Consider the following 23,662-nt stretch of genomic DNA (forward strand, 5'->3'; position numbering starts at 1 on the left):
AACGGTGACTGATTTCCGTCGTGAAGTTCTGGCCCGGCCGGGCATCGTCACTCGGTTCGCCTGAGATTGGTTAGCGATGCTCGGCCGGAAGTGTTTTACGGTGCGTCGTAGGTGGCGACGGCGATTGCCTTGGGGTCGACCCACCCGATACCGACGCGCAGGTTTGCCTTGACGGCGACCCGGTCGGAACTGAAGTACACACTGGCGTCGGTGGTCAGGGTGGCTTCCTGGCGGACGGCGAGCACTATGCGCGAGGCGTCCACGACGTAGAGGGCGTCAGCCTTGACCGCCGGGTCTGCGACGACCGGCAGGCCTTGGATTGTTGCCGCCACGGGCTGGCTGGCGTCGGGGCCGTAGAGCTGCTGTGCCGACCCGGTCGAGACCTTGGTCTTCGCAGCGGTCGCGGCCAGGGCCGGACTCACCACGACGTGCGTCGCGGTGTTGCCGTTCGCCTTCAGTGCCGCGATGCCGTCAACGACGATGTCGGCGTCGGTCAGTGCGGTATCGCCCAGGTCGATGGTTCCGGTGATTGACTGGATGCCGTTCGGCCCTTCGGCGACGGTGTTGCCGAAGGCGGCGAGGTCGAGCTTGTTTGCGAGCTGGCGCACCAGCGAGTTTCCGACCAGGGTCAGCACTCCACCGCCCTCGGTGTGGGCGTCCGCGATCAACTCGGCGGTCACCGGCACGATCGCGGCGAGCTTCTTGAAGACGAGCGGAACCTCGGTGATGGCAAGATTGTCGATGTTGATCTCGCTACCTTCGGCAACCCATCCAGCGTTGGTGCCGTCGGTCACCTTGGGGATGCGCAGAGAGCTGCCCTTGACTGGTACGTATGTCGAAACCTGTCCGAACGCGGCCTCGGTGATGAGCGGCTCGATAATGAGTGAGCTGACTTCGGCGGATGACACTGCGCCGGTGCCGCCGGTGGTCTTGGAAATGGTCATGAGTGGTTGAATCCTTCGAGATACGAAGTGGATTCACGTTCAGCGTTCGGCCGTTAGTGGTGCCGCGAACCTGCGGCGATTCTCAGCAATCCGGCGAATCGAACGGACTCAAACCTTAATGCTCATTCCATTATCTGTCGGTGTTTTCTACCAATCCAGGCCATTCGGAGTGCTTACTCAGAGATGCCGAAAACCGTCGATGCGAAGGACGGCGACCGCTTGCCGCCGGGCGTTGCGCCACGTTGAAATTGGCCAGCGTTGGCATAGGTTCCCGGAACCGGCTTCTTCAGCTCTGCCCTGGCCAGACCCGGTCGTTGTTCGAGGAGTTCGGCCTGTGCGCGGGCGACAGCTTCAGGGTCGACATGGCCGGTCTCGACGTCGGTCACCTCGGCCAGGTCGAGATTGCCGTACTCGAACAAATCGGTCGGGTCCGCGAGGTCTGTTGCCAGTCGAGTGATCTCGGCGCGCTGCACGGCGGCGAGCTTGACGGCCAAGGCATCCCGTTCGCTCTCGGCCACCTGAGCGCGCTTGCGGTATTTACGCGATTCGATGGGGTCGGTGTCGTCGTCCTGGTCGTCGGTCTCGATGCCAGGGGTGCCGGTGTTCGGGTCGAGCGTCGTCGCGTCGTCTGCGTCGATCTGGGCGGCCGGGTCGGTGGTCGTGGTGTCAGTCATGTGTAGCGGTGTCCTCGGTCGTGAGTCGGGTGTCGATCAAAAGTTGCCGGCCGGCGGCGAACGTGTAGCCGGCGACGGGGCCGTACCAGTGAATCGCTGTCGTTACCGTGCGGTTGTCGGGATGGTCGACGTCCTCGGCGGGCAGCATTGCGACGTGGCGTAGCAGAGCAACTTCCAAGTCGGTCGCGGTTCGCCTCACCACCTGATTGCTGCGGTCGGCTTCTAGTCGCGAGTCGTAGCGGTCTTGGTGGATGCCCAGGTGACGGTACGCAATCGGCCCGCGTGGATCACCGGCCGGGAGACGCTCGCCGAGCGTGGAGAAGTCAGTCATCGGCGGCCACGAGTTCGTTGATCCGCTTGTTTAGGCAGATCAGTTGGCGTTGCTGAGTCTCGTACGCCGCGACGACGCCTGCGACCAGGTCGGTCAGGTTGTCGACCTGCAATGCAAGGTTCTGGACTGCGACGGCGTGCAGGCGGTCGAACGATGTTGGTTCGGTCATTGTGGGCCGCCGCCCGCCTTGACGTCAGCCTCGGCAAGCAGCGCCAGGGTGGCAATGTGATTGGCCACAAGCTGCTCGACCTGCTTGTGTAGCGAGTGGATCTGCACGCCCTGATCTTGGATCTGTCCGGCAAGCGCGTCGAGGGTGGCGAGCGCGTGCCGCTGTTCTCGGCGGGTGCCGTTCCGGTCACGGTATCGGTGTGGTGATGTCATTGTCGGTGTCTTGGATCCTGTTCGTGGAAGGTGGCGGGGCTGAGCGATTCTCAGAAGCCTGGTCCGTCGTCGTAGTCGGAAAGCTCCAAGGCATGCCCGGTGCCGACACCGGCGTCGGCGAACAGTCGCGTGATGCCCGCCGAGCCTTCAGATCGGCGGGTTGCAGTTGTTTCGGGGACTACAGCGTGGGTGTGGTCAGGCCGTGGCGCATTGGCGACTACGTGGTGTTCTCTGGTGCGGTACTCGGTGGCGAGGTACCAGTCATCCGGAAGGTTGAGGCATTCGGCGATGCTGTCGACGTGCTCGCTTGCTTCGAATACGTGGTCGACGCGGTCACCAGTGGTCATGCCCGCGATGGCATGCAGGATGTTGGTGAACGTCGCATCCCAACTCTTGCGAGCGATGCGTTCCTTGTGTGCCCAGCGTTTGAACGGGCCTGCGAGGGCACCGGCGTGGAGTCCGTATCCGGTAGCGATATTGACGTGGATTCCGTTTACGTGCCACCCGGCGTGGATCGTGGTTCCTACCTCGGCCACGTCTCCATCGACCATCGGAGTGTGTTCGTGCGTGGGGTGCGCGGTAGCGGACCCAGTCTCTAGATCTTTAACCTGATCTTCTTTTACCTGATCTAGAACCTGATAGGGGTCCAGCTGTGGACCCCGGTTCGTTCTGATTTGAACCCCGGTCAGTGCTGAATTGGACCCCGGTTCGGTTGTGCGGAGGTTCTCCGGAGTCTCTCGTACATGAGGGCTCACTGAGGACTCAGTGAGTGATTCGGCGGTCAGCTCACTGCAAGCGCAGCGCTGTTTGTGGGATCTCTTCCACGCGTCTTGGTTTCGGAGGAACGACGCGTAGCAAGGGGTCACCGGTACATCGGCGAGCTGGTAGGTGTTCGCATCGCCTCCCGACCCGCCGCCACCGGCTCGCGTGAGTTCAATGCAGCCCTTAGCCTCAAGAGACTTGAGGTGCCGCTTGACTGAGGAGCGGCTATGGCCGGTCGCCGCTCGCAGGTGGTCCACTCCTGGACGTGCGTTGCCGCCTCCCCCGCTACTGAAAGTGGCGAGCACGGCGAGAACGCGAAACTCACCGTCGGTAATGTCCGCGCCTCGGGTCGCTGTAAACCACGTCAATTTCTGGAACGGATTCTGTCCGGTGGAGCGGCCGCGCTCAATGTCATCTGATATGATTGTCGTATCCTTTTAGAAAGGAAATGCGTCGACTAGCCGGTCGGCGCATTTCGCGTTGATGGGAGCGATTCGCTTAGGTCATGTATGTTCCCGGCGCCCACTCACTAACCGGTATTTCGCGCAGATTGTCGGATAGATAGTGGAACTCCTCGGCCAACCAAGGATAATTGTGGTTCGCGTCATCGCGGGTGGTGTCGAGTTCCGCAGCTCGCAGCATTACCCCAAATGCGTCGATACCGGAAGTCTGGCAGACTTCACCACCATCGGCGGCGCGGCGCGAATGTTTACGCACCGTGAAGTCTGAGTTTATGCGAACGTCTTTGCCGCAGGTATTGCAATGCAATTTACCCATGGCTGAATTGACCTCGGAGATTGACACGACGAAAAGCCCTTTCAGATTTAATGTCCGGCGGATTTGCGCTCACGCTGGGCGAGCCACCACCGGACGGCCTCGGAGCTGTTCAGCAGCACCAGCGATCCGGTCAGCGTGGCGTCGAGGTCACCGGCGCGGATGGCTGTCTGAACCTCGGCGGCCTCGACGCGCAACGACCGGCAGAAGTCAGTTAGCAGGATCGGTCTCATATTCGCCGCGCCTCGACGAACGTGGCGAGATCGGTTCGTGAGATCCTGCGGTGGCCGCCTGGGCCGGTCGGCCGCATGACGGTGATCTGTGGATTTTGAGTAAGGATCCGGTTTAGCACCGGCCGCGAGATTCCTAGGTAGTCCTGCGCGTCGGCTGGCCTCAGCCATTCAGTGAGTTGCAACATGAGTCCTTCGAGTGAATTGGTCTAACCCAATTCTTCTCGAACAATGACAGAATGCAAGGGCTCTCGGTTACACGCGAATTCCGCCGCGAGCGGTGGCTACCTCTTGCGCAGCAATCCATTCCTCGATTGCCGACCGGCGATAGACAATGTTCCGACCCAACCGAAAGCACTTCGGACCCTCATTCTTGCTACGCCAAAACCGCAATGTCCCCTGCGGTATTCCATACTCAATAGAGACCTGCGGAGTGGGAAGAATTTCGTCTGCGGGCATGTCTAATAGACCCTTTCTATGGGGGTGTTTTTCCAATCTGATTGCGCTCTCAATACTACGATCGGCACCTACACCGTTGGCTGTTCGCGGACAGGAAACGAACGAACACGCTAGTGGCGTGCATCACAGACTCGGTGCGGCAGATTGTGGAGGATCTTCGCCCGGCCGGGGATCAGTGTGCAAAAATTTTCTGATGAGCACTGAAGCGATCGGGCAGAAACGCAACCAGCGCGCCGCGCAAGTAGTCGACCGTTGGTTCACAAAGCGCCGAGATAGCAATGGAAAACGAATCCCATCGGCCTACAACGGCAAGGGGAAGCGCTGGCACGTCCGGTACGTCGACCCTGACGGCCATGAGCAGTTCGGTGGCAGCTTCGCGACGAAGCCCGACGCAGAGGCGAAGGTTGCCGAGATCAACACAGCCATGACGACTGGCAACTATGTCACTCCACAAGCGGGCAAGGTCAGCGTCGAGACGGTCTACACCGGTTGGGCGAAGGCTCAGGGCCACATCTCGGCCAAGACTGAAGGAACCCGTAAGAGCGTCTGGATCTGCCACGTTCGCGACCAATGGGGACAGCGCAACGTAGTCGACCTCAAGACATCGGAAATCCGCCTATGGGTCGCTGGCTTGGCCGCCGATGAGGCAATCGGAACCACCACCATTGAGAATGCATTCGGGCTGCTCCGGCAAGTCCTCGGCGCCGCCGTCGAAGACCGACGACTCCCCCGTAATCCCTGCGATGGCGTGAAGCTGCCCAAGCGCGAGCACGCCGACCGTGGCTACCTGTCGCACGTGCAAGTGGCCGCTCTGACAGAGGCCGTCGAGCGCAATCCCGAGGTGGTTCGATTCCTGGCGTATACCGGGCTGCGATGGGGAGAGATGGCCGCGCTACGAGTCCAGGACTTCGACATGTTGCGACGCCGGGTCAACATCTCCCGAAGCGTGACGGAAGCGAAGGGCCTCACGTGGTCGACGCCGAAGACGCACGAACGCCGGTCGGTGCCGTTCCCGAAATCTCTGAGCGTCGAACTGTCAGCTCTGATGGTCGGGAAGTCTCGTGACGACCTCGTGTTCACAGACTCGCGAGGAAGCGTCCTTCGCGTGAGCAATTACCGGTCTCGCGTGTTCGCGACGGCCGTGAAGATGTGCCAGACCCGCGATGAGACCTTCCCGACGATCACACCGCACGATCTGCGGCATACAGCGGCCAGCTTGGCGGTGTCGGCCGGGGCGAACGTGAAGGCAGTCCAAAGAATGCTCGGCCACGCGAAGGCGAGCATGACCCTCGACACCTATGCAGACCTGTTCGACGATGACCTTGAGGCCGTGGCAGACGCCCTCGACATTGCCATCGGAAACGTTGCCGACGCCGGTAGTAAACGGAACCAAAGTGTTTCTACTGCGGAACCTCTGCGGAACGCTTAGAGATTGCTAACGGCTCGGCCTCGAATCTGAGGCTGTGACCTGGCGCTTTAAGTGGAGCTAAGGGGAATCGAACCCCTGACCTTCTCGATGCGAACGAGACGCGCTACCAACTGCGCTATAGCCCCTTCGTTACTTCGTGAGAAGCAACTCGAACAGATTAACAGCCCGGGGCTACTGCCCCACAACTCGACGGTAGGACGGCTCATGCTGGACCCGTTCGACCCGCTCGAACCTGGGCAAATGGTCGAAGACCGGATCCTCGTCGTCGATCTCCAACACGATCGCGCCGGGGCGACGGAGCCTGCGAGGAACCTCTGCACGCGGATCCTCTTCCTGATGCTCGCGGCGTTCTTCTTCCTGCCGCTTCGCGCGGGCCAGTCGCCGCATGCGCTGTTGGCGGATCCGCTGTTCGTTGCGAACGGCCCGCCGCAGGAAGCTCATGTACCCGAGCAGAGCGACGCCTACTACGGCCGCGGCGACCCAGCCGGCCGTGCCCAGGAGCACACCGGCACCGAGGGCGGCAACCAGCAACAACGCGAACACAGCCATCACGCGCTGACGGAAGCGGTACCGCTTGTCACTGCGTTCACGATCGGCCTCGGGGTCGAATCCACCTCGCCGGGCGCGCCGCTCGGACTCGGTTTCCGCTACCGGTTCGTCTGCCTCGTCATCGTCGAGGTCGTCGTCGTACTCGGCATCTTCGTCATAGTCGTCGTCGTACTCGGCGTCCTCGTCGAAGTCATCGTCAACGTCGTCGACGAGTTCATCGTCGGCGGCGTCGTCGTGATCCTCGGCAGCTTCGGCGGCCACGGTATCTTCGGCATCCGACTCGGCGGCCTCAGCCTCGACGTCATCGGTCTCGACGTCATCGGTCTCGGCCTCGGCCACCTCTTCATCGACGGTGCCCGCGGGCTCGACATCGCCGGATTTGTCGTCGTCTCTCGACTCCGCGTCCACCGCAACTTTTTTCAGCACGGGCGTCGACTCGGCGACTGGAGCCTTCTCGACGGTCGTCGTGGTGTCTGCATCGGTTTCGCCGGCCTCAGCAACGCTGTCGGCCTCGTCAACATCTTTGACGGCCGTCGCGGTCGCAGCTTTGCGGTACTCGCGCACGGGCGGCTCCCAGTCGGCATCGTGCGGATGACGCCCGGAAGCGATGCGGCGTTTGGTCCTCGCCATCGTCCGACCGCCGCGATGCAGCACGCGGGTCGACAAGGCGGTGTCGGAGGTCTTACGCACGGTCGGACGCGATTTCACAACCATCGGCACCAAGACAAAGAGCCAGATCGCCACCAGACACACCCACAGCAACGAGTTCGGCATGGGCAGCTCCTTTCTGTCGGCAATCTCAGCTCGACCGGTCAGCCGAGTAGCCGTTCGTCACACGCGTAACAGACGGTGAACCTAGGCTATGGCCAGCGCTGGTCCAACCAGCGGAGACGCGCCGACGCGGAGGCAAATATCAGCAAGCTTTCAGGGGCAGGCCATGGAAAACCCTTGCAAATTGTTCGAAATTACGTAAATATCGAACTCGTGCCCGGAAAACGACCCATCGATCCGCCGACTGCGGAACTGGCGGAGCGCCTGCGCGAGGTCGAAGCACGACTGACAGCACTGGAAGAGAAGACGCCTTCGGCAGACGCCGGCACGATGGACTCGAACCACCGAAAAGGCGCTCAGGACAATCGCTTCTGGGTTCTCGAAGGACTTCGCGAGCAACTCGGCGGCGCATCGGGCGGGCTGATCTACTCGGGCATCGCACCGACCGCCGCAGGACCTGTGGAGTGGCAGTACGGCCACACCGCCCAGGAAATCCTCGAACTGGACGACGACCATGCCGCAATCGTCGCCGATCGTCTCGCTGCGCTGGGCTCACCCATCCGGCTCCAGCTGCTGTTGGCGGTCCTGGGTGGCACCACCAGCGTTGCGGACCTTTCCGCGCTCGAGGCCATGGGCACCACCGGGCAGGTGTACCACCACGTACGCATCCTCTCCGCTGCCGGCTGGTTACGTCCGGCCGGTCGAGGGGCCGTTCAAGTTCCGCCCGACCGTGTGGTCCCGGCGATGCTCGCCCTCGCTTCTGCCCTGTAGCCCGAGACCCGACAGACCCAACCGAAGGGATCAGAACCATGCACCCGTCCATTCGACTGATCGCGCTGGTGCTCGCGACTACCTGTGCGCTGGCCATCGGTGACCGTCCTGCGATCGCATCCCCCAGCTTGCCGACATCCGGCGGCGACCCCACTCTCGCCCGAGAAGTAACGGAGCTCGTCGGACCCGGACACCCGGTTGTCGCCGCGGCGGTCATCGACGGGACAGATGTGCGCGTGACCGCTGCGGGCGCCGACATCAACGACCGGTTCGAGATCGGATCGATCAGCAAGACCGCCACGGGACTGCTTTTCGCTGAGGGGATCTCCCGCGGCGAAGTCCAGCCCGACACCACCGTGGGCAGTCTGCTTCCGGTGCTGCGCGGCTCCCCCGCCGAGCGCATCACGCTGTCGGACCTGGCGACACACCGCTCGGGACTGCCTGTGCAACCACCGACCGCCGACCAATACGTGCGTAACCAGTTGGCTCAACTGACCGGTTCGTTCCCCTATCGCGAGAGCACCGCAAACCGGCTGGCCCAGGTGCGCGACTACCCGCTCGACGCACCTCCCGGGACCTACTCCAACGTCGGATACGAAGTGCTGGGCGCAGCTCTGGCCGCAGCCGCGAGCACGGACTTCGACGCTTTGGTGCGCGAACGCATCCTGCAACCGCTCGGGATGGTCGGCTCCGACGTGTTGGTCAATGCCGAACAGATCACTCCGCGGGATCTGCGCGGCAAGGACACCACGGGACGCACCGTCGAACCGTGGATCGGCGAGTCGATGGCACCGGCTTCCGGTGTGCGCGCGAACATCACAGACATGGCCACCTACGCGAGCGCACTGCTGGCCGGTACCGCACCAGGGATGGACGCGCTGGTTCCGCGAGCAGATCTCGGGGCCTCGCGCATCGGCTGGGCCTGGATCTCCACGACCACCGACGACGGCCGAGAGATCACCTGGCACGACGGCCAGACGAGTGGCTTCGCGTCGTACATCGGAATCGACCGTCGCAACGGTGTTGCCACAGTACTTTTGACCGCAACCGGCGACACAGTGGTACCGCTGGGCGAAAAACTCCTTGCACAAGCAGTATCCGACCGCTGACCATCTAGAGGTGCGGCGGCCGGCCGCCGAGAAGGGTGACACCATGCGAAAGCTCGTCTACTACATCGGGATCTCGATCGACGGGTTCATCGCAGGCCCCGACGATGAAGTCGACTTCTTTCCCATGTCCGATGACTACCTGCAGTGGATGGGCTCGGAGTACGGCGACGCGTTGCCGGCACATGTGAGAGCCCAATTCGGTATCGCGGACGCGCCTCTCACGAAATTCGACACCATCCTGATGGGCCGTCGCACCTACGATCCCGCGCTCGCCGCCGGGATCACCAGCCCGTACCCACACCTCACGCAGTACGTGGTGTCACGCAACCACAGGTCCGGCGATCCGGCGATCACCGTCATCCGCGACGAACCCGACGTCGCGGTGGAACAGCTCAAAGCCGAGAACTCGGGCCTCGACATCTATCTCGCCGGCGGCGGCGCGCTCGCCGGGCAGTTGCTGCCGCTGATCGATGAGCTGGTGATCAAGACCTACCCGGTGGTGGCAGGTGCGGGCCTGCCGGCGTTCGTCAGTGGTTTCGCCCCGAGCCAGTTCGACCTCGCCGACGTGAAGACGTTCAGCGGCGGGAACGTCGTATCTACCTACAGCAGGAAGTGACCGCAGGCTTCCTCCGACTCCAGTTCCGGCACACAACCGGAGGAACCACGATCTCCTCCGACTTCGTGCAGGTCCTCCGACCGCAACCGGAGGACCTGGCCACAGCCGGAGGAACTGCGACTTCCTCCGACTTCAGCACCGACACCGACCAGCACCGACATCAGCGCCACCACCAGAAGCAGCCCACAATCAGTACGACGCTCGCCCCGCCCGCACCAGCGTGTCGACTGCGGTCCCGGTCATCTCTTCGATGGTGAGCGCCAGCAGGATGTGGTCGCGCCAGGCGTTGTTGACGTCCATGTAGCGCTTGAGCAGGCCCTCGTCGCGGAATCCGACTTTGTGGAGCACGGACAGTGAGGCACCGTTGTCGGGTTGCACGGTTGCTTCCAGCCGGTGCAGGCCGACGGTTCCGAAGCAGTGGTCGACGCCGAGGGCCAACGCTCCCGTGGCGACTCCGCGACCGGTGACGGCGACGTCGACCCAGTAGCCGATCCACGCGTTACGCAGTGCGCCGCGCTGGATGTTGCCGACGGTGAGTTGTCCGCAGTATTCGCCGTTGAGCTCGATGACCATCGGCAGCATGTTGCCTGCCTTGGCTTCGGCTCGCAGCACAGAATGCAGGCCAGGCCACGCCGCCGGATTGTGCCGCGCCGACCACATACCGACGCCGGTGGGCTCCCACGGCAGCAGGTTGTTCTGATTCTCTATCCGCAGCCGACTCCAGGCGCGCGCATCTCGCAGCCGTACCGGGCGGACCGTGAGTACGCCTCCGGCGACCGTGATCGGTCCCAGCTTCGCGGGCCAGCCACGCCGTCCCGCATCACCCCTGCTCCAGGCACGCACAGTGCAGTATCACCCCCGTTGCGCCAGGAACGCCACGTCGACCTCGTCGCCTGCCCGCAACTCGACATCTTCGGGTTCGATGATCACCAGACAGTTCGCCTCGGCCAGACCCGCCAGCAGGTGGGAGCCGCCGTCGGCCGCGCCGATCACCTGAGCCAGGTATTCACCGGTCTGTTCGTCTCGCATCAGCTGACCCCGTAGATACCCACGACGACCCTCCACCGAGGTGATCGGTCCGACGGTGCGGGCGCGCACTATCCGCCGCATCGGCTGCCGCTTGCCCATTGCGATACGGATCAGCGGCCGCACCATCACCTCGAACGCCACCAGGGCGCTCACCGGGTTGGAGGGCAGTAAGAACGTGGGGACCTCGTCGCGCCCGAGTTGTCCGAAACCTTGCACCGACGCCGGGTACATCGCGATGCGGGTGATCTCCAGGTCGCCCAGTTCGGTGAGTGCTTCTCGGATCGTCTCCGACGCCGCGCCTCCGACCGGGCCGGTGATGACGACGATCTCGGAACGGATCAGTTGACCCTCGACTAGTTCGCGCAGTTGGGTGGGCTCGCTGTCTGCGATCCCGACCCTGTTGACGTCGGCACCGGCATCGCGCGCCGCCGCGGCCAGTGCATAGCTGTTGACGTCATAGACCTGTCCGCCGCCTGCGGTCCGGTCGATGTCGACCAGCTCGCCGCCGATGGAGATGACCGACAGGCGGGGTCGCGGATGCACCAGCACCCGCTCACGTCCGACCGCGGCCAGGAGACCCACCTGGGCCGGACCGATGATGGTTCCGGTGCGCACGGCCACATCGCCGGGCTGGACGTCGTCGCCGACGTGTCGGACGTACTGCCCGCTGTGCACCGCGTGTCCGACCCGGACCTTCGGCAGGCCGCCGTCGGTCCAGCGTTTGGGCACCACCGCATCGGCCAGCGTCGGCAGGGGTGCGCCGGTCTCCACCCGCACGGCTTGGCGCGGTTGCAACCGGGTCGGGGTGCGCGAGCCTGCCTTCAACTCGCCGACCACCGGCAGCACCACAATCACCTGGTCGCCCGGCGACTCCGACTCCTCGTCGGCGATCGTGCCCGCCTCGGCCACGTCGACACTGCGGACGGCGTATCCGTCGATGGCCGACTGGTCGAATCCGGGTAGCGGCCGTTCGGCCGTCACTTCCTCAGCACACAGCAGACCCTGCGATTCGGAGATCGCAACCCGTACCGGCCGGGGCGCCACCGCTGCGGCGGTCACCCGGCTCAGCTGATCTTCCACCGAACGCACTGATCGCCTCCTTCAATCACCATTGCTCGGGCCGCAGCGGCACTATCCGCGGCGACCCGCGCTTCCACGATGACTGACGTTAGCTGTTTTGTCGGGCGCAACCCGGCACCTCGTCGGCAGTTCGCAGCATTGGGATGCTCATGCGGCTGATAACGTGCTCCGGCTCACCACCGGACCCGCCACTTACAGACCCAGACGCCCGACGAGCCACTCGCGCAATTCGGGGCCGTAGTCTTCGCGGTCCAGCGCGATGTCGACCGATGCCTTGAGATATCCGCCGGGGTTGCCGAGGTCGTGGCGGGTCCCGTGATGGACGACCACGTGCACCGGATGGCCCTCTTCGATCAGCAACGCGATGGCGTCGGTCAACTGCAACTCGCCACCGGCGCCGGGCTTGATCCGGCGCAGAGCATCGAAGATGGCGCGATCGAGGATGTAGCGGCCGGCGGCGGCATAGTTCGACGGCGCGTCTTCGGCCTTCGGCTTCTCGACCATGCCTTTGAGCTTCATGACATTCGGGTTGTTGGCATCGGGGAGTTCCTCGACATCGAACACGCCGTATGCACTGATCTTGTCTTTGGGCACCTCGATGGCGCACAACACGGTGCCGCCGCGCTTGGCACGGGTACGGGCCATCACCTCGAGAACACCGGACGGCATCACCAGATCGTCGGGCAGGAGAACAGCTACGGCGTCTTCGTCATCGTCCAGCTTGGCCTCCACACAGCCCACGGCGTGGCCGAGTCCCAGGGGCTTTTCCTGGATGACCGAGGCGACCTCGAGCAGCGACGGTGCATTGCGCACCTTGGCGAGCATGGTGTCTTTGCCCCGCGACTCCAGCGTGTGCTCGAGCACGAGGTCCTCGACAAAGTGCGCTACCACGCCGTCTTTGCCCGGCGAGGTGATGATCAACAGGCGCTCGGCACCTGCAGACTTCGCTTCCTCGGCGACGAGTTCGATACCTGGCGTGTCGACGACCGGTAGCAATTCTTTCGGGACGGTCTTGGTGGCCGGCAGAAATCGCGTACCCAGGCCCGCAGCAGGAACGATCGCTGTGCGCGGAATGGGAGGCGTGCCCGGTACCGATTCGTACTCGACTTCAACAGCCGGGCTGATCTGCGCTTCAGTCATCTATCCCACCCTCAGTTGCATTTTGACGTTTGTGGATAACCTATCGGCACAAAGCCACTTACGAGAGAGATGTACCCATCGATACCGCCAAGAACACCTGGCGCCGGCGCCTCCGTACCCGAAGAGACGTTATGTCTGACCAGGTGAAGGACGACGCCGATCATCGACTTGTGATCTCGCTCGCGAAAATTGATCTTCACGATCACTTTAGCGCGTCGCCGGGGGCTGACGTCGCGGCGTATGTGCCGGTGGGCGCCGAACCGGGTTCTCTCGTCATGCTCGACGCACTCGTGGGCAACGGATACGAGGTGCTGCTGCCGGTGGTCGTCCCCGGCCCACCCGCTCCCCTGCGGTGGGCCCGGTATTCGGGCCCGGAGTCGCTGACCACCGGGCGATTCGGCCTCCTCGAGCCCACCGGGCCGACGCAGCCACCTTCGACGGTCGATGACGCCGAGCTCATTTTGGTTCCGGCACTGGCCGTCGATCGACAGGGCGTACGACTCGGACGCGGCGCCGGATACTACGACCGCAGCATCGCCGGCGTCCCCCGGAATCGGTTGGTTGCGGTGGTCTACGACGAGGAGCTGGTCGACGTACTGCCGGCGGGCGAATTCGACGTCGCGATGGGCTGGGCATTGACACCGACGGCGGGCTTCACCCGGCTGGGAACAACCTGACCCTGGCACTCGTTTACGTAGAGTGCCAGTTCGACGGTAGAATCCACAACGTTCTCGGCTAAACACTCCCGGAGGTCCTCGGTGCCAACTTATTCGTATGCCTGCACACAGTGCGACAACCGCTTCGACATCGTGCAGTCGTTCACTGATGATTCGCTGACGGAATGCCCCCAGTGTGCCGGTAAGCTGCGCAAACTGTTCAACAGTGTCGGCATTGTCTTCAAGGGCAGCGGCTTCTACCGCAACGACAGCCGCTCGGCGTCCTCCAGCAGCGAGGCCGGCAGCAGCTCGAGCGATTCTTCGTCGAAGTCTGATTCGGGCAGCAAGGATTCGGGGAGCAAAGACTCGGGCAGCAAGGACAAGGCCGCCGCGAGCACCTCGAAGTCGAGCGACTCCAGCAGCAGCTCCTCGTCGAGCAGCTCGTCGACAGCCAAAGCAGCTTCCTGAGACGTTCTCCACAGTTCCGGGCGCCCTCCACAGGCGCCCGGTTTCTTGTGCTGTGAGCCGGTGATCGGTCGCCCGTTGTTCCTAACGTCCTCGGTATGCCTGCCCGCAATCGGTTGACCCCGACCTTCCTGGACCGCATACGCCGAGCCCTCCGTCCGGGATGGACGCGATCACTACTTCTGCGCAGAGTGTGCGCGGGCGTGCTGTTGCTGATCGCGGTGGTCGCCGCGGCATCCGGCGGCCGGGACAGCGATGTGTCGCCGGTGATCGTGGCCGCCCATGATCTGACTCCGGGCAGCCGCCTGACCTCCTCGGACGTCACCACCACGCAGGCGGATCCGGCCGTGATCCCCGCAGGCGCCATCACTGATCCGTCCGCACTCATCGATTCGACGGTCACCGGGCCCGTGCGTTCCGGCGAGATGCTCACCGGTAGCCGGGTTCTCTCGAGTCGCCTTCCGATAGAACTCTTGGGCCGGCCGGACGCCCGCCTGGTACCGGTCAAATTGTCAGACACCGCGATCGTCGAGTTGCTGCGCGAAGGCGACGTGGTGGACGTGCTGAGTATCAACGATTCAAACGGTGATCAGAGCGTCAGAGCCGCAACCGTTTTGGTGAAGAACGCGGTGGTTGCCCTGGTGTCGGAGCCGGCTCAGATTCGCCGCACCGACGGCTCCCGACTAGCGCTGCTGGCAATGCCCGAGCGCGACGCGCACACCGTCGCCAGCGCCACGTTGGCCTCACCCATCACAGTTGTTTTCCACTGAAATGCATGTTGCATCCACCAATGTGATCTCCGCCTGGTTAGGATCGACGCAATCCGTGATCGAGCAAAGGCACGTTTCCCAGGCAGGAAGGGCCGCTTTATGTTAAAGGGTTTCAAGGACTTCCTCATGCGGGGAAACGTCATCGACTTGGCGACCGCAGTTGTGGTCGGCGCGGCGTTCACCGCGATCGTCACCGCGTTCACCACCAACATCATCGAGCCACTCATCAATTCGATCGGTGGCACTGATCAGGCCGCTGGGCTCGGCTTCACGATCCGCTCGGGTAACCCTGAGACCTTCGTCAACATCGGCGCTTTGATCACCGCGATCATCAACTTCCTGATCATCGCGGCCATCGTCTACTTCGTCATCGTCATGCCGTACGAGAAGCTCAAGGCGCTGGCGGCGAAAGACGGCGACGATGCGACCGCTTTGTCCGAATCCGAGTTGCTCACCGAGATCCGCGACATCCTGCAGGGCAAGGATCCGATCGAGGAGAAGGCCAAGATCGCTGCGGCGAAGAGCGAGAAGGATCAAGCCGAGATCGATCGTCGACAGAACGAGGGCCCGCCGTCCGGGCCGCTCTACTCGGGCCCGATCTCCGGTGGTGCCGTCGGCGCCTCCGCCGCAGGTACCCAGCAGTTCTCGGCGCAGCCGTCGGGACCGATCGGTGGCGCGAATCCCTATCCGCACCAGGGTCAGTCCGCGGGCGGCTCCGGTCCGATCGGACAGCCGTCGCATAACCCGCCGCCCCAGGGTGGCGCGCCGCAGGGACAGTCGCCGCTGGGTGGTCCGCCTCCCGGCTACCAGCAGCCGTCCGGTCCCCCGCCGGGATACAACCCCGCTCCGCCGCAGCGCCCGAACCCGCCGCAGTACGGAGCACCCGACCAGGGTTCCGGCTACCGCCCCGATCCGCTCACCGGACCACTTCCGGGCCACGACCCGCTCACCGGTCCCCCGCCGAACTACGGCCCGCCACCGGGACGTCCCGATGACTCGAACGGCGGCGGCAGGCACAGCAGCCCGTAAATCGAGGCGTGCGGCCCGGCGAGTTCTCAGGCACCGGCGAGTTCCCAGGCACCGACTAGTTTTTGAGGCCACGCGAGTCTGAACACCATGAAGACTCACACAGTTACTGTTCCCGGAGCCACGCTGACCTATGACGTCCGGGACGGTTCATCTCCCGACGATGTTCCGTTGGTGCTCATCGCATCGCCGATGGACGCCAGCGGATTCACGAGCCTGGCACCACACTTTCCCGAACGCACGATCGTCACGTACGACCCCCGCAACACCGGCCGAAGTGTCCGGGACGATCCCACCGCGCCGGTCACTCCGGAACAGCATGCAGAAGATCTGCACGCTGTCCTCGGCGCTGTGGGTGCCCAAGGAGTGGACGTGTTCGCCTCGAGCGGCGGCGCGGTCAACGCACTCGCGCTCGTCGAGCGCTACCCGGAGGACATCCGACTCCTCGTCGCGCACGAACCACCTGCCGGCGGAGTGCTTCCCGATCGTGACGCGGTGCGCGCTGCGTGTGACGACATGGTGGAGACCTACCTGCGGTCCGGGCAGGGACCTTCCACGGCGAAGTTCATCAACTTCGTGATGCAGCGAGGCGAGATTCCCGCCGACTACCTGGCACAGCCAGACCCGGATCCTGCTGCATTCGGCCTGCCGACCGAAGACGACGGTGATCGCACCGACCCGATGATGACGAACATGCAGGGCGGCGTCGCCCAGTACACCCCGGACGTGGACGCGCTACGCGCCGCGACGACCGAGATCGTCATCGCCGTGGGAGAGGAGTCAGGCGGACCGACGGACGGCGAGATGGCCGGCCGGTCCGCCTATGCCGTCGCAGCACTGCTCGGACGAGAAGCTGTGGTGTTCCCGAGCCATCACGCAGGCTTTCTCGGCGGCGAGTTCAGGGCAGACGGGCAAGCCGGTCGAGTTCGCCGAGAAACTGCGAGCAGTGTTGAGCCAGTTCTCGAAGTCTTGAGACGACAGATCGCCCCGGCCTCGGCCGGGGCGACACTCGTATAAGGGTTGAAAGAAACTTGTGAAGCTAGCTCTCCTCGAGCGAGGCGGGCGCGGCCGTCGCGGTGCCGCCGAGCAGCTCCTGCGCACGGCGCTCCACCAGCAGGGGCACGAAATCACGGATGGGCTGACCGTCGAACCGGCGGTAGGCCTCGTCGACAGCTTTGTTGACCGTGTCCGCGGGAATGGTGTCGTGCTTCGTTCTCAGGACATCAGCAATCATCGCGATATGCTGCTGCTCTTCTTGCTGCTGCTTATCGATTTGTGTTGTCATGTAGTCCAACCTAGCTACAAACTGGTTGCACCCTCCAGTTAGTTCATTCGCTGTTTGCCAGCCGTTCGCCAGTCGTTCATATGACTAAGCAGCTGTCCACTTTTGGCTTAGTATCAACGACCATGACATCCTCGAGCCGCTTGTCCGCGGACGTCGCACAAGCCCGGTATCTGGCCTCCGAGCTGGAGCGGTGGATTGATCAATTGGCCGACGACGCAGACATAGACGGCCCATCCAGCGCAGCACAGGCCAAACGCCGCGAACTGTACGAGGTGCAGCGGCAATTGAAAGCCCTACGCGACAGCTTTCCTCAAGCGTTCAGCTGACCTGCAGATCGCACGTCCGCGATCAGCCGTTCCCACTTCCGGGACACCACAGACTCCTCGGCTCGGGGGCACCGCCGGCAGCCGTCCCGATTTCGGACACATGCACGAACGGCAGTGCGACCGACCTAGCGTCGAAGATGCATCACCCGCTGCGTGTATCGATCTAGGAGTTGGCATCAATGAAAGCACTTGTCTATCACGGACCCGGCAAGAAGCAATGGGAAGACGTTCCCGATCCCACGATCGAGGATCCCACCGACGTCATCGTCCGTGTCGACACCACCACCATCTGCGGCACCGACCTACACATCCTCTCGGGCGACGTCCCCGCGGTGACCGAGGGACGAATCCTTGGACACGAAGCCGTCGGCGTGGTCACCGAGATCGGTTCAGCAGTCACCGGATTCAAGACCGGCGACCGCGTGCTGGTTCCCGCAGTGACCAAATGCGGCAGGTGTGACTACTGCCAGGCCCAGATGCCGTCACACTGCCAGACCGTCGGCGGGATCGGCTGGATCTTCGGACACCTGATCGACGGTACGCAGGCAGAGTTCGTCCGGGTACCGTTCGCCGACACCTCGCTCTATCTGGTGCCCGACGGTGTCACCAACGATCAGGCCATCTTTCTGGCCGACTCGCTCCCCACCGGATACGAGGTCGGAGTCCTGGCCGGCGGTGTCCGACCGGGTAGCACGGTGGCGGTGGTCGGGTCGGGTGCGGTCGGACTGTCGGCCATCCTGACCACGAGCTTGTGGGGCGCCTCGCGCACCATCGCCATCGACTCGAACAAGTTCCGCCTCGAGAAGGCGTACGAGTTCGGCGCCACCGACGTCGTCGAGGTCGGCCCCAATACCGTCGCGGATGTACTGGCACTGACCGATGGACTCGGTGTCGATGTAGCGATCGAGGCCGTCGGCTATCCCGAGACCCTGCTGACGGCAGCGTCGCTGGTCCGCCCGGGCGGCACCATCGCGAACGTCGGCGTACACGGCACGCCGGTCGAGTTGCCGATGCAGGACATGTGGATTCAGAACCTGACCTTGACTATGGGGCTGGTCGACACTGTCTCGATTCCCACCCTGCTCAAGATGGTGGCGTCAGGGCGATTGCCCGCCGAGAAGATGGGAACTCACCACTTCACGTTCGATCAGATCGACGAAGCGTATGACGTGTTCTCCCATGCCGCCGACAACCAGGCGTTGAAGGTGGTCATCAGTCCGAGCTGACGTCGGAGCATTTCGGCCAGAGCGACCGGGAGCGATGTTGTTCCCGGTCGATCTGCGTTGTGGGCTCGGGAGCTTCACCCGACGGGTCAGCCGATATAGCTGATGCCGAAGGAGTCGATCTTGCGGTAGAGCGACGACCGGCCGATACCGAGTAGTGCCGCGGCTTTGTAGCGGTTGCCGTTGACCTCGTACAGCGCGTGGATGATGGTCTCGCACTGAGCGACTTCCAACGGCGTGAGTTTGCGCGGCGCACTACGAAAGTAGGTGGCGGGCAGATCGCGGACGGTGATCTCCCCGAACGGCTTGTGCGCCACCACGTAGCCGAGTACGTCGACCAGTTCGTCGATGTTGCCTGGCCACGAGTACCCCTCCAGCACCCTGATCACGGACAGGCTCAGTCGCAGCGAGTGCCGCGGCGAGATGGTTTTCAGGATGGATCGGCAGAGGTCGGCGATGTCGTCGGGGCGGTACCGCAAGGACGGGATGCGGGTCACGCCGTGGAAGTGTCTGCTCAGCATGGCGTAGGGGCGGGTTCGGTCGACCGTGGTGGCGTCGACACATCCGATCACCAACGGTGATGTCGCTCTGGTGGCGAGCGAGCGCAAGACGGCGTCGACCTGCCGCGCGCCCATCGCATCGAGTGAGTTCAGGGACGAGAGCAGCACGAGTTCAGATGCGGTGGAGGATGAGTGCACCACTGAGGCCAGCGGCTGCGTGTCACCCCATCGGGAGTCGCCGCGACCGGTGTCGAGTACGGAGCAGTCGACGGGGTGGATGACGCCGTCAGGATGCTGCGCCTTGAACTCAGCGACTGCCAACGTGCGTTTGCCGACGCCCTTCTCCCCCGTCAGCAGCCGATTCGAGTGCTCACCGATACTCAGGGCCAGTTCGCTTCTCGTGGAGGTCATCGGGGTCAGCAGTGCCTTGTTGCGGGAGCGCCCGAGTTCGCCGCCTGCAGCTCCCACCAAGGGCATTCCGGCGGTGTAGTCCCGCGGACCGACTGGCGCCACATGCGCGCCTTGCCTGGCCATCGCCGACGAGTACTGCGAGGCGGGCGATTTCGTCCAGGTTCCCACCAGTACGCAGCCGACGACGTCACCGGCCACCTCTACGGATTCGTACTCGACCTCGACGGGTGACCCCGAGGGCAAGGTGAGGGACGTCGGTTCGAAGCGGCAGTCGACCAGTGCGGCACGTACCGCCTCTGTCAGCACTGCGCTGTCGGATCCGTCGAGCGCGTTGGCGCGCGGATCGAAGATCGTGTGATCACCTGCGGCGCCGATCGCGAACGTGCCGGTGCCGTGGACCCTGGCCGCCAACCGCGCCGAGGTTGCGCTCAAGGCAGTGGATGGCCCCGCGATGAGGTCGGCGCCGACCTGTGCGGCCAGCGTTCTGGTGACGGCGGCAGCGAACTCGGCGACCGGCTGATCGGACACCAGGACGATCGCACCGATCACCGCACCCGCGTCATCGATGACGGGTGCGGCGGACTCGTGGAGGCCGACGAGGTCGGGGTGGAAGTGTTCGGGGCCCGAGACCAGTGCAGGCCTGCCCAAGCTGAGGGCAAGAGTGCCTGCGGACGTGCCGAACTCGCGCTCGGTGATCGAGAAGCCCTCGGCTACAGGCCAGGTGTCGAGGATCGCCGCTACGGCAGACGTACCATCGTGCCGGCAGCGGACCACGGCGTGTGCGTCGATTGCGAGAATCGACGCCGGGATGGGCCCAGCTGTGGCGGACCACTGCGTCACCACCGCGCGTGCGACTCGGGTCAAGGGGGCGCCCGGGATGTCTCCGACGAAGCTGAGTTGCTTGTCGAGGCGATTGCCTTGGTGTCCGTTGTCGACGCACCGGAGCCAGGAGTCGGCGATCTCTGGACTCACCTGGTCGGCCCACCGGCCGAGATCACCGTTTTCGACAACACTGAGTCGCGCAGCAGTGATCGCGGCATCGGAGTGCACCACGCAAGCATAGGCTTCGTGGTGCACTCCGGCCGTCTCATTGTGAGAGCGGATCCGCGTCCGGCGGCGACTCATCCGGCGACGGTTCGCCTGGAGGATCTGGACTTTGACCGCTCAGTTCTCTGGTGCGTTGTTCGAGTTGGGCTTTGCGGCGTGCGAGCATGGCCTGCCGTGCTTCGATCAAGGCCTCGTCCGGGTGATGGGCACGGTTGACCCTCGGTGTGCGCTCGGGGTCCAGGAACGCCGGCGGTATCCAGGCACACCGGCCGGCGTCGGGCCCTTCGGTGATCATCACCGTCTGCCACTGATGCTCCCCCGGCCCCACCAGCTTGTGGTGCTGCGGGCACGCCGGAGCCAGATGCGAAATATCGGTCAGCCCACCCAGCGCCCATTCGACGGTGTGGTGAGCCTCGGCCCACATCGCCGGGTTCGAACACCCACCGAACGAACAACCCCGGTGCGCAGCGAACATCGCGATACGTTGCGCTTCACTGGCCAACCGTTTCGCCCGACCCAGATACAACACTTCGTTGCTGTGGCTGGCGAACACCGCCAACGCCTTATCGCTACGCGCAGCGAGCTTGATGGCATCGCTGATCGGCAGCACCGTCCCGGTCGCGGTATAGACCAGCTCGTGGCCGTAGGGACGCGACGACCCACCAGCCAACGTCGGCAACCACTCCGGATCCTCCCAATGCGTCTCCGGGTCGGGATACGCACGCTCAGGCTCAGGCTCAGGCTCGGGCTGCGGCTCGGGCTCGGGCTGCGGCTCGGGCTCGGGCTGCGGCTCGGGCTCGGGCTCGGGCTGCGGTTCGGGCTCGGGTTTTGGCTCGGGGCGGGCGTCTGCTTGCTGCTTGCGTAGAGCCTGATCGAGTTGGTCTTTGGTCATGTTGATGATCAACTGCACCGGCAACCCACGATGAGTCTTACCCAACTGCCCCGACTCAAGCAGATACATGAGCATTGCTTTGAGCGCATCATGATTGCGCTGCGACTGAGTACGAAGATCGTTGTCGGCCGCCGCCTGCAGAACCGCTGGGTCCACTGCTGGATCATCAGCGGCACCGGACGGGGACAGCTCATCGTCGGGGTTGTTCATCCCCGGCGCCGCCCACACCGCCAACATCACTTCCATCAGCGCTGTGGTCGTCGGATCCAGATGCCCGGCCACCTTCGCCATCAAATCCGTCGCCGGCCGACCCAAAGCCACACCACGCTTGCGCGCCCGATCACCATCATCAGCGAGGGTGCCGTCGGGATCGAAATAGTCCACGATCCGCTCACCGATCGTCTTGACCTGCCCCGGCGGATACTTACTGCACAGATCCGCCAACGCCACCTCCGTGTTCGCGCGCTGCTCGGCACCGATCTTGTGCGGAATCGACGCCATCACCTCGATCACCACACCGACATGATCAAGATCAATCACACCCGCAGCGAACAACTCAGCCGTCTCCGGGAACCGCGGGGCGATGACCTCACCACTGGGGGTCACCGACGGAGTCAACGCATCCATCGCCTCCACCCGCGCCCGCGCCGCACCCGGACGCATCCGCGTCAACGACGTCAACACCGCCGCTGGAGAGGAACACCCCACCGTCGAATACGCCCGCCGCACAGACACATCCCGCAACACCGGCAAACTCGCTGACTGCAACCGCCGCGCCGCGATCTCCAACCGCTCAGTCAACCGCACACACTCAGAATCAGAGAACGCCGTCGAATCCAGCTCGGCCAACAACGCGATCGCAGCATCAAGCCCCGACACCGCAGCAACAACCGGCGAATCAACAACAACACCCTCCGACACAAAGACCCCCTCCCCAGGGAACCGAGAAACACACGCAGACAACAACAACCACTGATTGATTCGCCGTTCGATGAGTTTCTCTACTCGCTACTATACCCGGCAATCGCGAAGTTGTCGAACGCATGTTCGAATACGTTCGTTGTCCTCAGCAATGTTTGATGAACGTGTCAGTTCAACTCGATGTCGGCTGCGACGTTCGGGTCCGAGATGTCGCGCCCAGCTTCGGCCGCCTTCTGATAGCGGCGATACAGATCGTAATCGAACTCGTCCCGGGTACGGCCGCGCGCCCAATATGGCAGTGCCAGAATCTGTTCCGTGGCGAAGCCCGCGGCGAGCGCTTCACGACGCAGCCGCGCCACCTCAGACACCTCTGCGCCGATCCAGATCGTGGTGTCAGCCGGACTGGCATCGGCTTCGGCGGCGATGTCGCCCCACGGCCTTTCCTGTTGTTCCACGAATGCAGACACCGTGACACCCACCGGCGCGTTCGATTTGATCGAGTCGATCGACGGACGCGCCGACAGATCGCCGATGGCGACGATCTTGGTGTGCGTAGAGGGAACCTGCAGCTCGTTCTTGAATCCGATGAGTCCGATCCGGTCCCCGACCGCGACTCGATAGAGCCAGCTACCCGGCAGGTCCAAATCGAGCACGTCACAGGCGATGCGGCCTGCCTTCCGATCGACCTCGCTTGCCGTGTACGTGCGCAGAATCGGGCGCTTGGGATCACTCTCCCAGCCGGAATCCGCGAGATTGTTCGAGTCGAAGCCCGGCAGCGTCACGGGGTAATCGGGCGCCCGCGGGACGAACAGCTTGAGAGCCGGCGCCATACCTGTGGTCGTCACGATGTCTCGAAGCTCGGGCGCCTGCACGATCAATCGGTGGAAGCGCGAGTCGATCTCGTCTAGTCCCTCGACGGTCACCATCGTCATGACCATGCCATTGGTGAGCCTGTGCGTCTGTGTTGTCATGTGGCCTCCCAAGCAGGCAACCTCATGGACGTCTCCACCATGGGAACACGCCCGGAAACGACGAAAGCCGGAACACCTTGCGGTGCTCCGGCTTTCGCCAATCATGCGGTGATTACAACA

At 63.7% G+C, this 23,662-nt stretch carries 29 protein-coding genes, 1 tRNA gene and 1 pseudogene; 11 read left to right on the forward strand and 20 right to left on the reverse strand.

The window, feature by feature from the left end; genetic code table 11:
* Nucleotides 1-95: 95 nt before the first annotated feature.
* The 11 genes and pseudogenes from DFR67_RS05810 to DFR67_RS31055 all read right to left on the reverse strand — a co-directional run bounded on the left by DFR67_RS05810 (nt 96) and on the right by DFR67_RS31055 (nt 4,555).
* A complete protein-coding gene (locus DFR67_RS05810) occupies nt 96-944 on the reverse strand; it encodes a phage major capsid protein (protein WP_110468484.1) in 849 nt (282 codons plus the stop codon).
* Nucleotides 945-1,117: 173 nt separating this feature from the next.
* Nucleotides 1,118-1,618 carry a hypothetical protein gene (locus DFR67_RS05815; protein ID WP_110468485.1) on the reverse strand — a complete coding sequence of 167 codons (501 nt, stop codon included), beginning with the start codon at nt 1,616-1,618 and terminating at the stop codon, nt 1,118-1,120.
* The gene (locus DFR67_RS05820; RefSeq protein ID WP_110468486.1) at nt 1,611-1,949 is read right to left on the reverse strand and encodes a hypothetical protein; all 339 of its coding nucleotides are present in this window, start codon (nt 1,947-1,949) and stop codon (nt 1,611-1,613) included. The genes DFR67_RS05815 and DFR67_RS05820 overlap by 8 nt, the downstream gene beginning before the upstream one ends.
* Nucleotides 1,942-2,118, reverse strand: coding sequence for a hypothetical protein (locus DFR67_RS30415; RefSeq protein ID WP_158539904.1), 177 nt, complete (start codon nt 2,116-2,118; stop codon nt 1,942-1,944). The genes DFR67_RS05820 and DFR67_RS30415 overlap by 8 nt, the downstream gene beginning before the upstream one ends.
* Entirely contained in the window at nt 2,115-2,330 is a 216-nt protein-coding gene (locus DFR67_RS30170; protein WP_146240382.1) for a hypothetical protein, read from the reverse strand. The genes DFR67_RS30415 and DFR67_RS30170 overlap by 4 nt, the downstream gene beginning before the upstream one ends.
* 50 nt (nt 2,331-2,380) lie before the next feature.
* A complete protein-coding gene (locus tag DFR67_RS31050) occupies nt 2,381-2,881 on the reverse strand; it encodes a hypothetical protein (RefSeq protein ID WP_245937752.1) in 501 nt (166 codons plus the stop codon).
* Nucleotides 2,882-3,283: 402 nt separating this feature from the next.
* Nucleotides 3,284-3,460: pseudogene (locus DFR67_RS31555) on the reverse strand (helix-turn-helix domain-containing protein); the annotation flags it as partial.
* A gap of 130 nt (nt 3,461-3,590) precedes the next feature.
* Complete coding sequence (locus DFR67_RS30175) at nt 3,591-3,896, reverse strand: hypothetical protein (protein WP_146240383.1); 306 nt, start codon at nt 3,894-3,896, stop codon at nt 3,591-3,593.
* A 20-nt stretch (nt 3,897-3,916) separates the two neighbouring features.
* Nucleotides 3,917-4,099: a hypothetical protein gene (locus DFR67_RS05830; RefSeq protein WP_110468488.1), complete on the reverse strand. Its 183-nt coding sequence runs from the start codon at nt 4,097-4,099 to the stop codon at nt 3,917-3,919.
* The gene (locus DFR67_RS31560) at nt 4,096-4,284 is read right to left on the reverse strand and encodes a helix-turn-helix domain-containing protein (protein WP_110468489.1); all 189 of its coding nucleotides are present in this window, start codon (nt 4,282-4,284) and stop codon (nt 4,096-4,098) included. Before DFR67_RS31560 ends, DFR67_RS05830 begins: the two co-directional genes overlap by 4 nt.
* Nucleotides 4,285-4,351: 67 nt before the next feature.
* Complete coding sequence (locus DFR67_RS31055) at nt 4,352-4,555, reverse strand: helix-turn-helix transcriptional regulator (RefSeq protein ID WP_110468490.1); 204 nt, start codon at nt 4,553-4,555, stop codon at nt 4,352-4,354.
* 193 nt (nt 4,556-4,748) lie between these two features.
* On the opposite strand from DFR67_RS31055, the gene DFR67_RS05845 reads away from it, so the two are divergent.
* A complete protein-coding gene (locus DFR67_RS05845; RefSeq protein ID WP_170135197.1) occupies nt 4,749-5,984 on the forward strand; it encodes a tyrosine-type recombinase/integrase in 1,236 nt (411 codons plus the stop codon).
* 52 nt (nt 5,985-6,036) lie between these two features.
* On the opposite strand, the gene DFR67_RS05850 is transcribed toward DFR67_RS05845, so the two are convergent.
* Nucleotides 6,037-6,109 (reverse strand) — tRNA-Ala (locus DFR67_RS05850).
* A 46-nt stretch (nt 6,110-6,155) separates the two neighbouring features.
* Nucleotides 6,156-7,307 carry a divisome protein SepX/GlpR gene (gene sepX / locus DFR67_RS05855; RefSeq protein WP_110468491.1) on the reverse strand — a complete coding sequence of 384 codons (1,152 nt, stop codon included), beginning with the start codon at nt 7,305-7,307 and terminating at the stop codon, nt 6,156-6,158.
* 210 nt (nt 7,308-7,517) lie between these two features.
* Between sepX and DFR67_RS05860 the strand changes: the two genes are divergently transcribed.
* Genes DFR67_RS05860 through DFR67_RS05870 form a run of 3 tightly spaced genes read left to right on the forward strand, consistent with a single transcriptional unit; the run spans nt 7,518 to nt 9,800 of the window.
* Nucleotides 7,518-8,075, forward strand: coding sequence for a winged helix-turn-helix domain-containing protein (locus DFR67_RS05860; protein ID WP_110468492.1), 558 nt, complete (start codon nt 7,518-7,520; stop codon nt 8,073-8,075).
* 38 nt (nt 8,076-8,113) lie between these two features.
* The gene (locus DFR67_RS05865) at nt 8,114-9,184 is read left to right on the forward strand and encodes a serine hydrolase domain-containing protein (RefSeq protein ID WP_110468493.1); all 1,071 of its coding nucleotides are present in this window, start codon (nt 8,114-8,116) and stop codon (nt 9,182-9,184) included.
* Nucleotides 9,185-9,227: 43 nt separating this feature from the next.
* Nucleotides 9,228-9,800, forward strand: coding sequence for a dihydrofolate reductase family protein (locus DFR67_RS05870; RefSeq protein ID WP_110468734.1), 573 nt, complete (start codon nt 9,228-9,230; stop codon nt 9,798-9,800).
* A gap of 189 nt (nt 9,801-9,989) precedes the next feature.
* On the opposite strand, the gene DFR67_RS05880 is transcribed toward DFR67_RS05870, so the two are convergent.
* The 3 genes from DFR67_RS05880 to DFR67_RS05890 all read right to left on the reverse strand — a co-directional run bounded on the left by DFR67_RS05880 (nt 9,990) and on the right by DFR67_RS05890 (nt 13,049).
* Complete coding sequence (locus DFR67_RS05880) at nt 9,990-10,643, reverse strand: GNAT family N-acetyltransferase (RefSeq protein WP_110468495.1); 654 nt, start codon at nt 10,641-10,643, stop codon at nt 9,990-9,992.
* Nucleotides 10,644-10,652: 9 nt separating this feature from the next.
* Nucleotides 10,653-11,918 carry a molybdotransferase-like divisome protein Glp gene (glp, locus tag DFR67_RS05885; protein ID WP_110468496.1) on the reverse strand — a complete coding sequence of 422 codons (1,266 nt, stop codon included), beginning with the start codon at nt 11,916-11,918 and terminating at the stop codon, nt 10,653-10,655.
* Nucleotides 11,919-12,101: 183 nt separating this feature from the next.
* Entirely contained in the window at nt 12,102-13,049 is a 948-nt protein-coding gene (locus tag DFR67_RS05890) for a UTP--glucose-1-phosphate uridylyltransferase (protein ID WP_084835563.1), read from the reverse strand.
* A gap of 29 nt (nt 13,050-13,078) precedes the next feature.
* Between DFR67_RS05890 and DFR67_RS05895 the strand changes: the two genes are divergently transcribed.
* The 5 genes from DFR67_RS05895 (at nt 13,079) to DFR67_RS05915 (ending at nt 16,983) form a co-directional block, all read left to right on the forward strand.
* A complete protein-coding gene (locus tag DFR67_RS05895; protein WP_425451248.1) occupies nt 13,079-13,726 on the forward strand; it encodes a 5-formyltetrahydrofolate cyclo-ligase in 648 nt (215 codons plus the stop codon).
* An 81-nt stretch (nt 13,727-13,807) separates the two neighbouring features.
* Nucleotides 13,808-14,173: an FmdB family zinc ribbon protein gene (locus DFR67_RS05900; protein ID WP_110468498.1), complete on the forward strand. Its 366-nt coding sequence runs from the start codon at nt 13,808-13,810 to the stop codon at nt 14,171-14,173.
* A gap of 95 nt (nt 14,174-14,268) precedes the next feature.
* Nucleotides 14,269-14,940, forward strand: coding sequence for an SAF domain-containing protein (locus tag DFR67_RS05905; RefSeq protein WP_110468499.1), 672 nt, complete (start codon nt 14,269-14,271; stop codon nt 14,938-14,940).
* A 99-nt stretch (nt 14,941-15,039) separates the two neighbouring features.
* The gene (gene mscL, locus DFR67_RS05910; protein WP_110468500.1) at nt 15,040-15,969 is read left to right on the forward strand and encodes a large-conductance mechanosensitive channel protein MscL; all 930 of its coding nucleotides are present in this window, start codon (nt 15,040-15,042) and stop codon (nt 15,967-15,969) included.
* A gap of 87 nt (nt 15,970-16,056) precedes the next feature.
* Nucleotides 16,057-16,983: an alpha/beta fold hydrolase gene (locus DFR67_RS05915; protein WP_342766712.1), complete on the forward strand. Its 927-nt coding sequence runs from the start codon at nt 16,057-16,059 to the stop codon at nt 16,981-16,983.
* 22 nt (nt 16,984-17,005) lie between these two features.
* On the opposite strand, the gene DFR67_RS05920 is transcribed toward DFR67_RS05915, so the two are convergent.
* Nucleotides 17,006-17,251: a three-helix bundle dimerization domain-containing protein gene (locus DFR67_RS05920; protein WP_110468501.1), complete on the reverse strand. Its 246-nt coding sequence runs from the start codon at nt 17,249-17,251 to the stop codon at nt 17,006-17,008.
* A gap of 122 nt (nt 17,252-17,373) precedes the next feature.
* Here DFR67_RS05920 and DFR67_RS05925 point away from each other — a divergent pair, with 122 nt between their 5' ends.
* Together DFR67_RS05925 and DFR67_RS05930 are read left to right on the forward strand one after the other, a co-directional pair.
* Nucleotides 17,374-17,577 carry a hypothetical protein gene (locus DFR67_RS05925; protein ID WP_146240384.1) on the forward strand — a complete coding sequence of 68 codons (204 nt, stop codon included), beginning with the start codon at nt 17,374-17,376 and terminating at the stop codon, nt 17,575-17,577.
* A 179-nt stretch (nt 17,578-17,756) separates the two neighbouring features.
* Entirely contained in the window at nt 17,757-18,803 is a 1,047-nt protein-coding gene (locus DFR67_RS05930; RefSeq protein WP_110468503.1) for a zinc-dependent alcohol dehydrogenase family protein, read from the forward strand.
* 86 nt (nt 18,804-18,889) lie between these two features.
* Here the strand turns inward: DFR67_RS05930 and DFR67_RS05935 are convergent, their stop codons facing one another.
* The 3 genes from DFR67_RS05935 to DFR67_RS05945 form a co-directional block, all read right to left on the reverse strand.
* Nucleotides 18,890-20,761, reverse strand: a complete 1,872-nt coding sequence (locus DFR67_RS05935) for an AAA-type ATPase lid domain-containing protein (RefSeq protein WP_158539906.1) — start codon at nt 20,759-20,761, stop codon at nt 18,890-18,892.
* A 37-nt stretch (nt 20,762-20,798) separates the two neighbouring features.
* Nucleotides 20,799-22,571 (reverse strand): HNH endonuclease signature motif containing protein, encoded by a 1,773-nt coding sequence (locus tag DFR67_RS05940; RefSeq protein WP_158539907.1) that lies wholly within the window; start codon nt 22,569-22,571, stop codon nt 20,799-20,801.
* A 167-nt stretch (nt 22,572-22,738) separates the two neighbouring features.
* Nucleotides 22,739-23,542 carry a siderophore-interacting protein gene (locus tag DFR67_RS05945; protein WP_158539908.1) on the reverse strand — a complete coding sequence of 268 codons (804 nt, stop codon included), beginning with the start codon at nt 23,540-23,542 and terminating at the stop codon, nt 22,739-22,741.
* Nucleotides 23,543-23,662 lie beyond the last annotated feature (120 nt).

The organism is Williamsia limnetica, from assembly GCF_003217475.1.
Classification (GTDB): domain Bacteria; phylum Actinomycetota; class Actinomycetes; order Mycobacteriales; family Mycobacteriaceae; genus Williamsia; species Williamsia limnetica.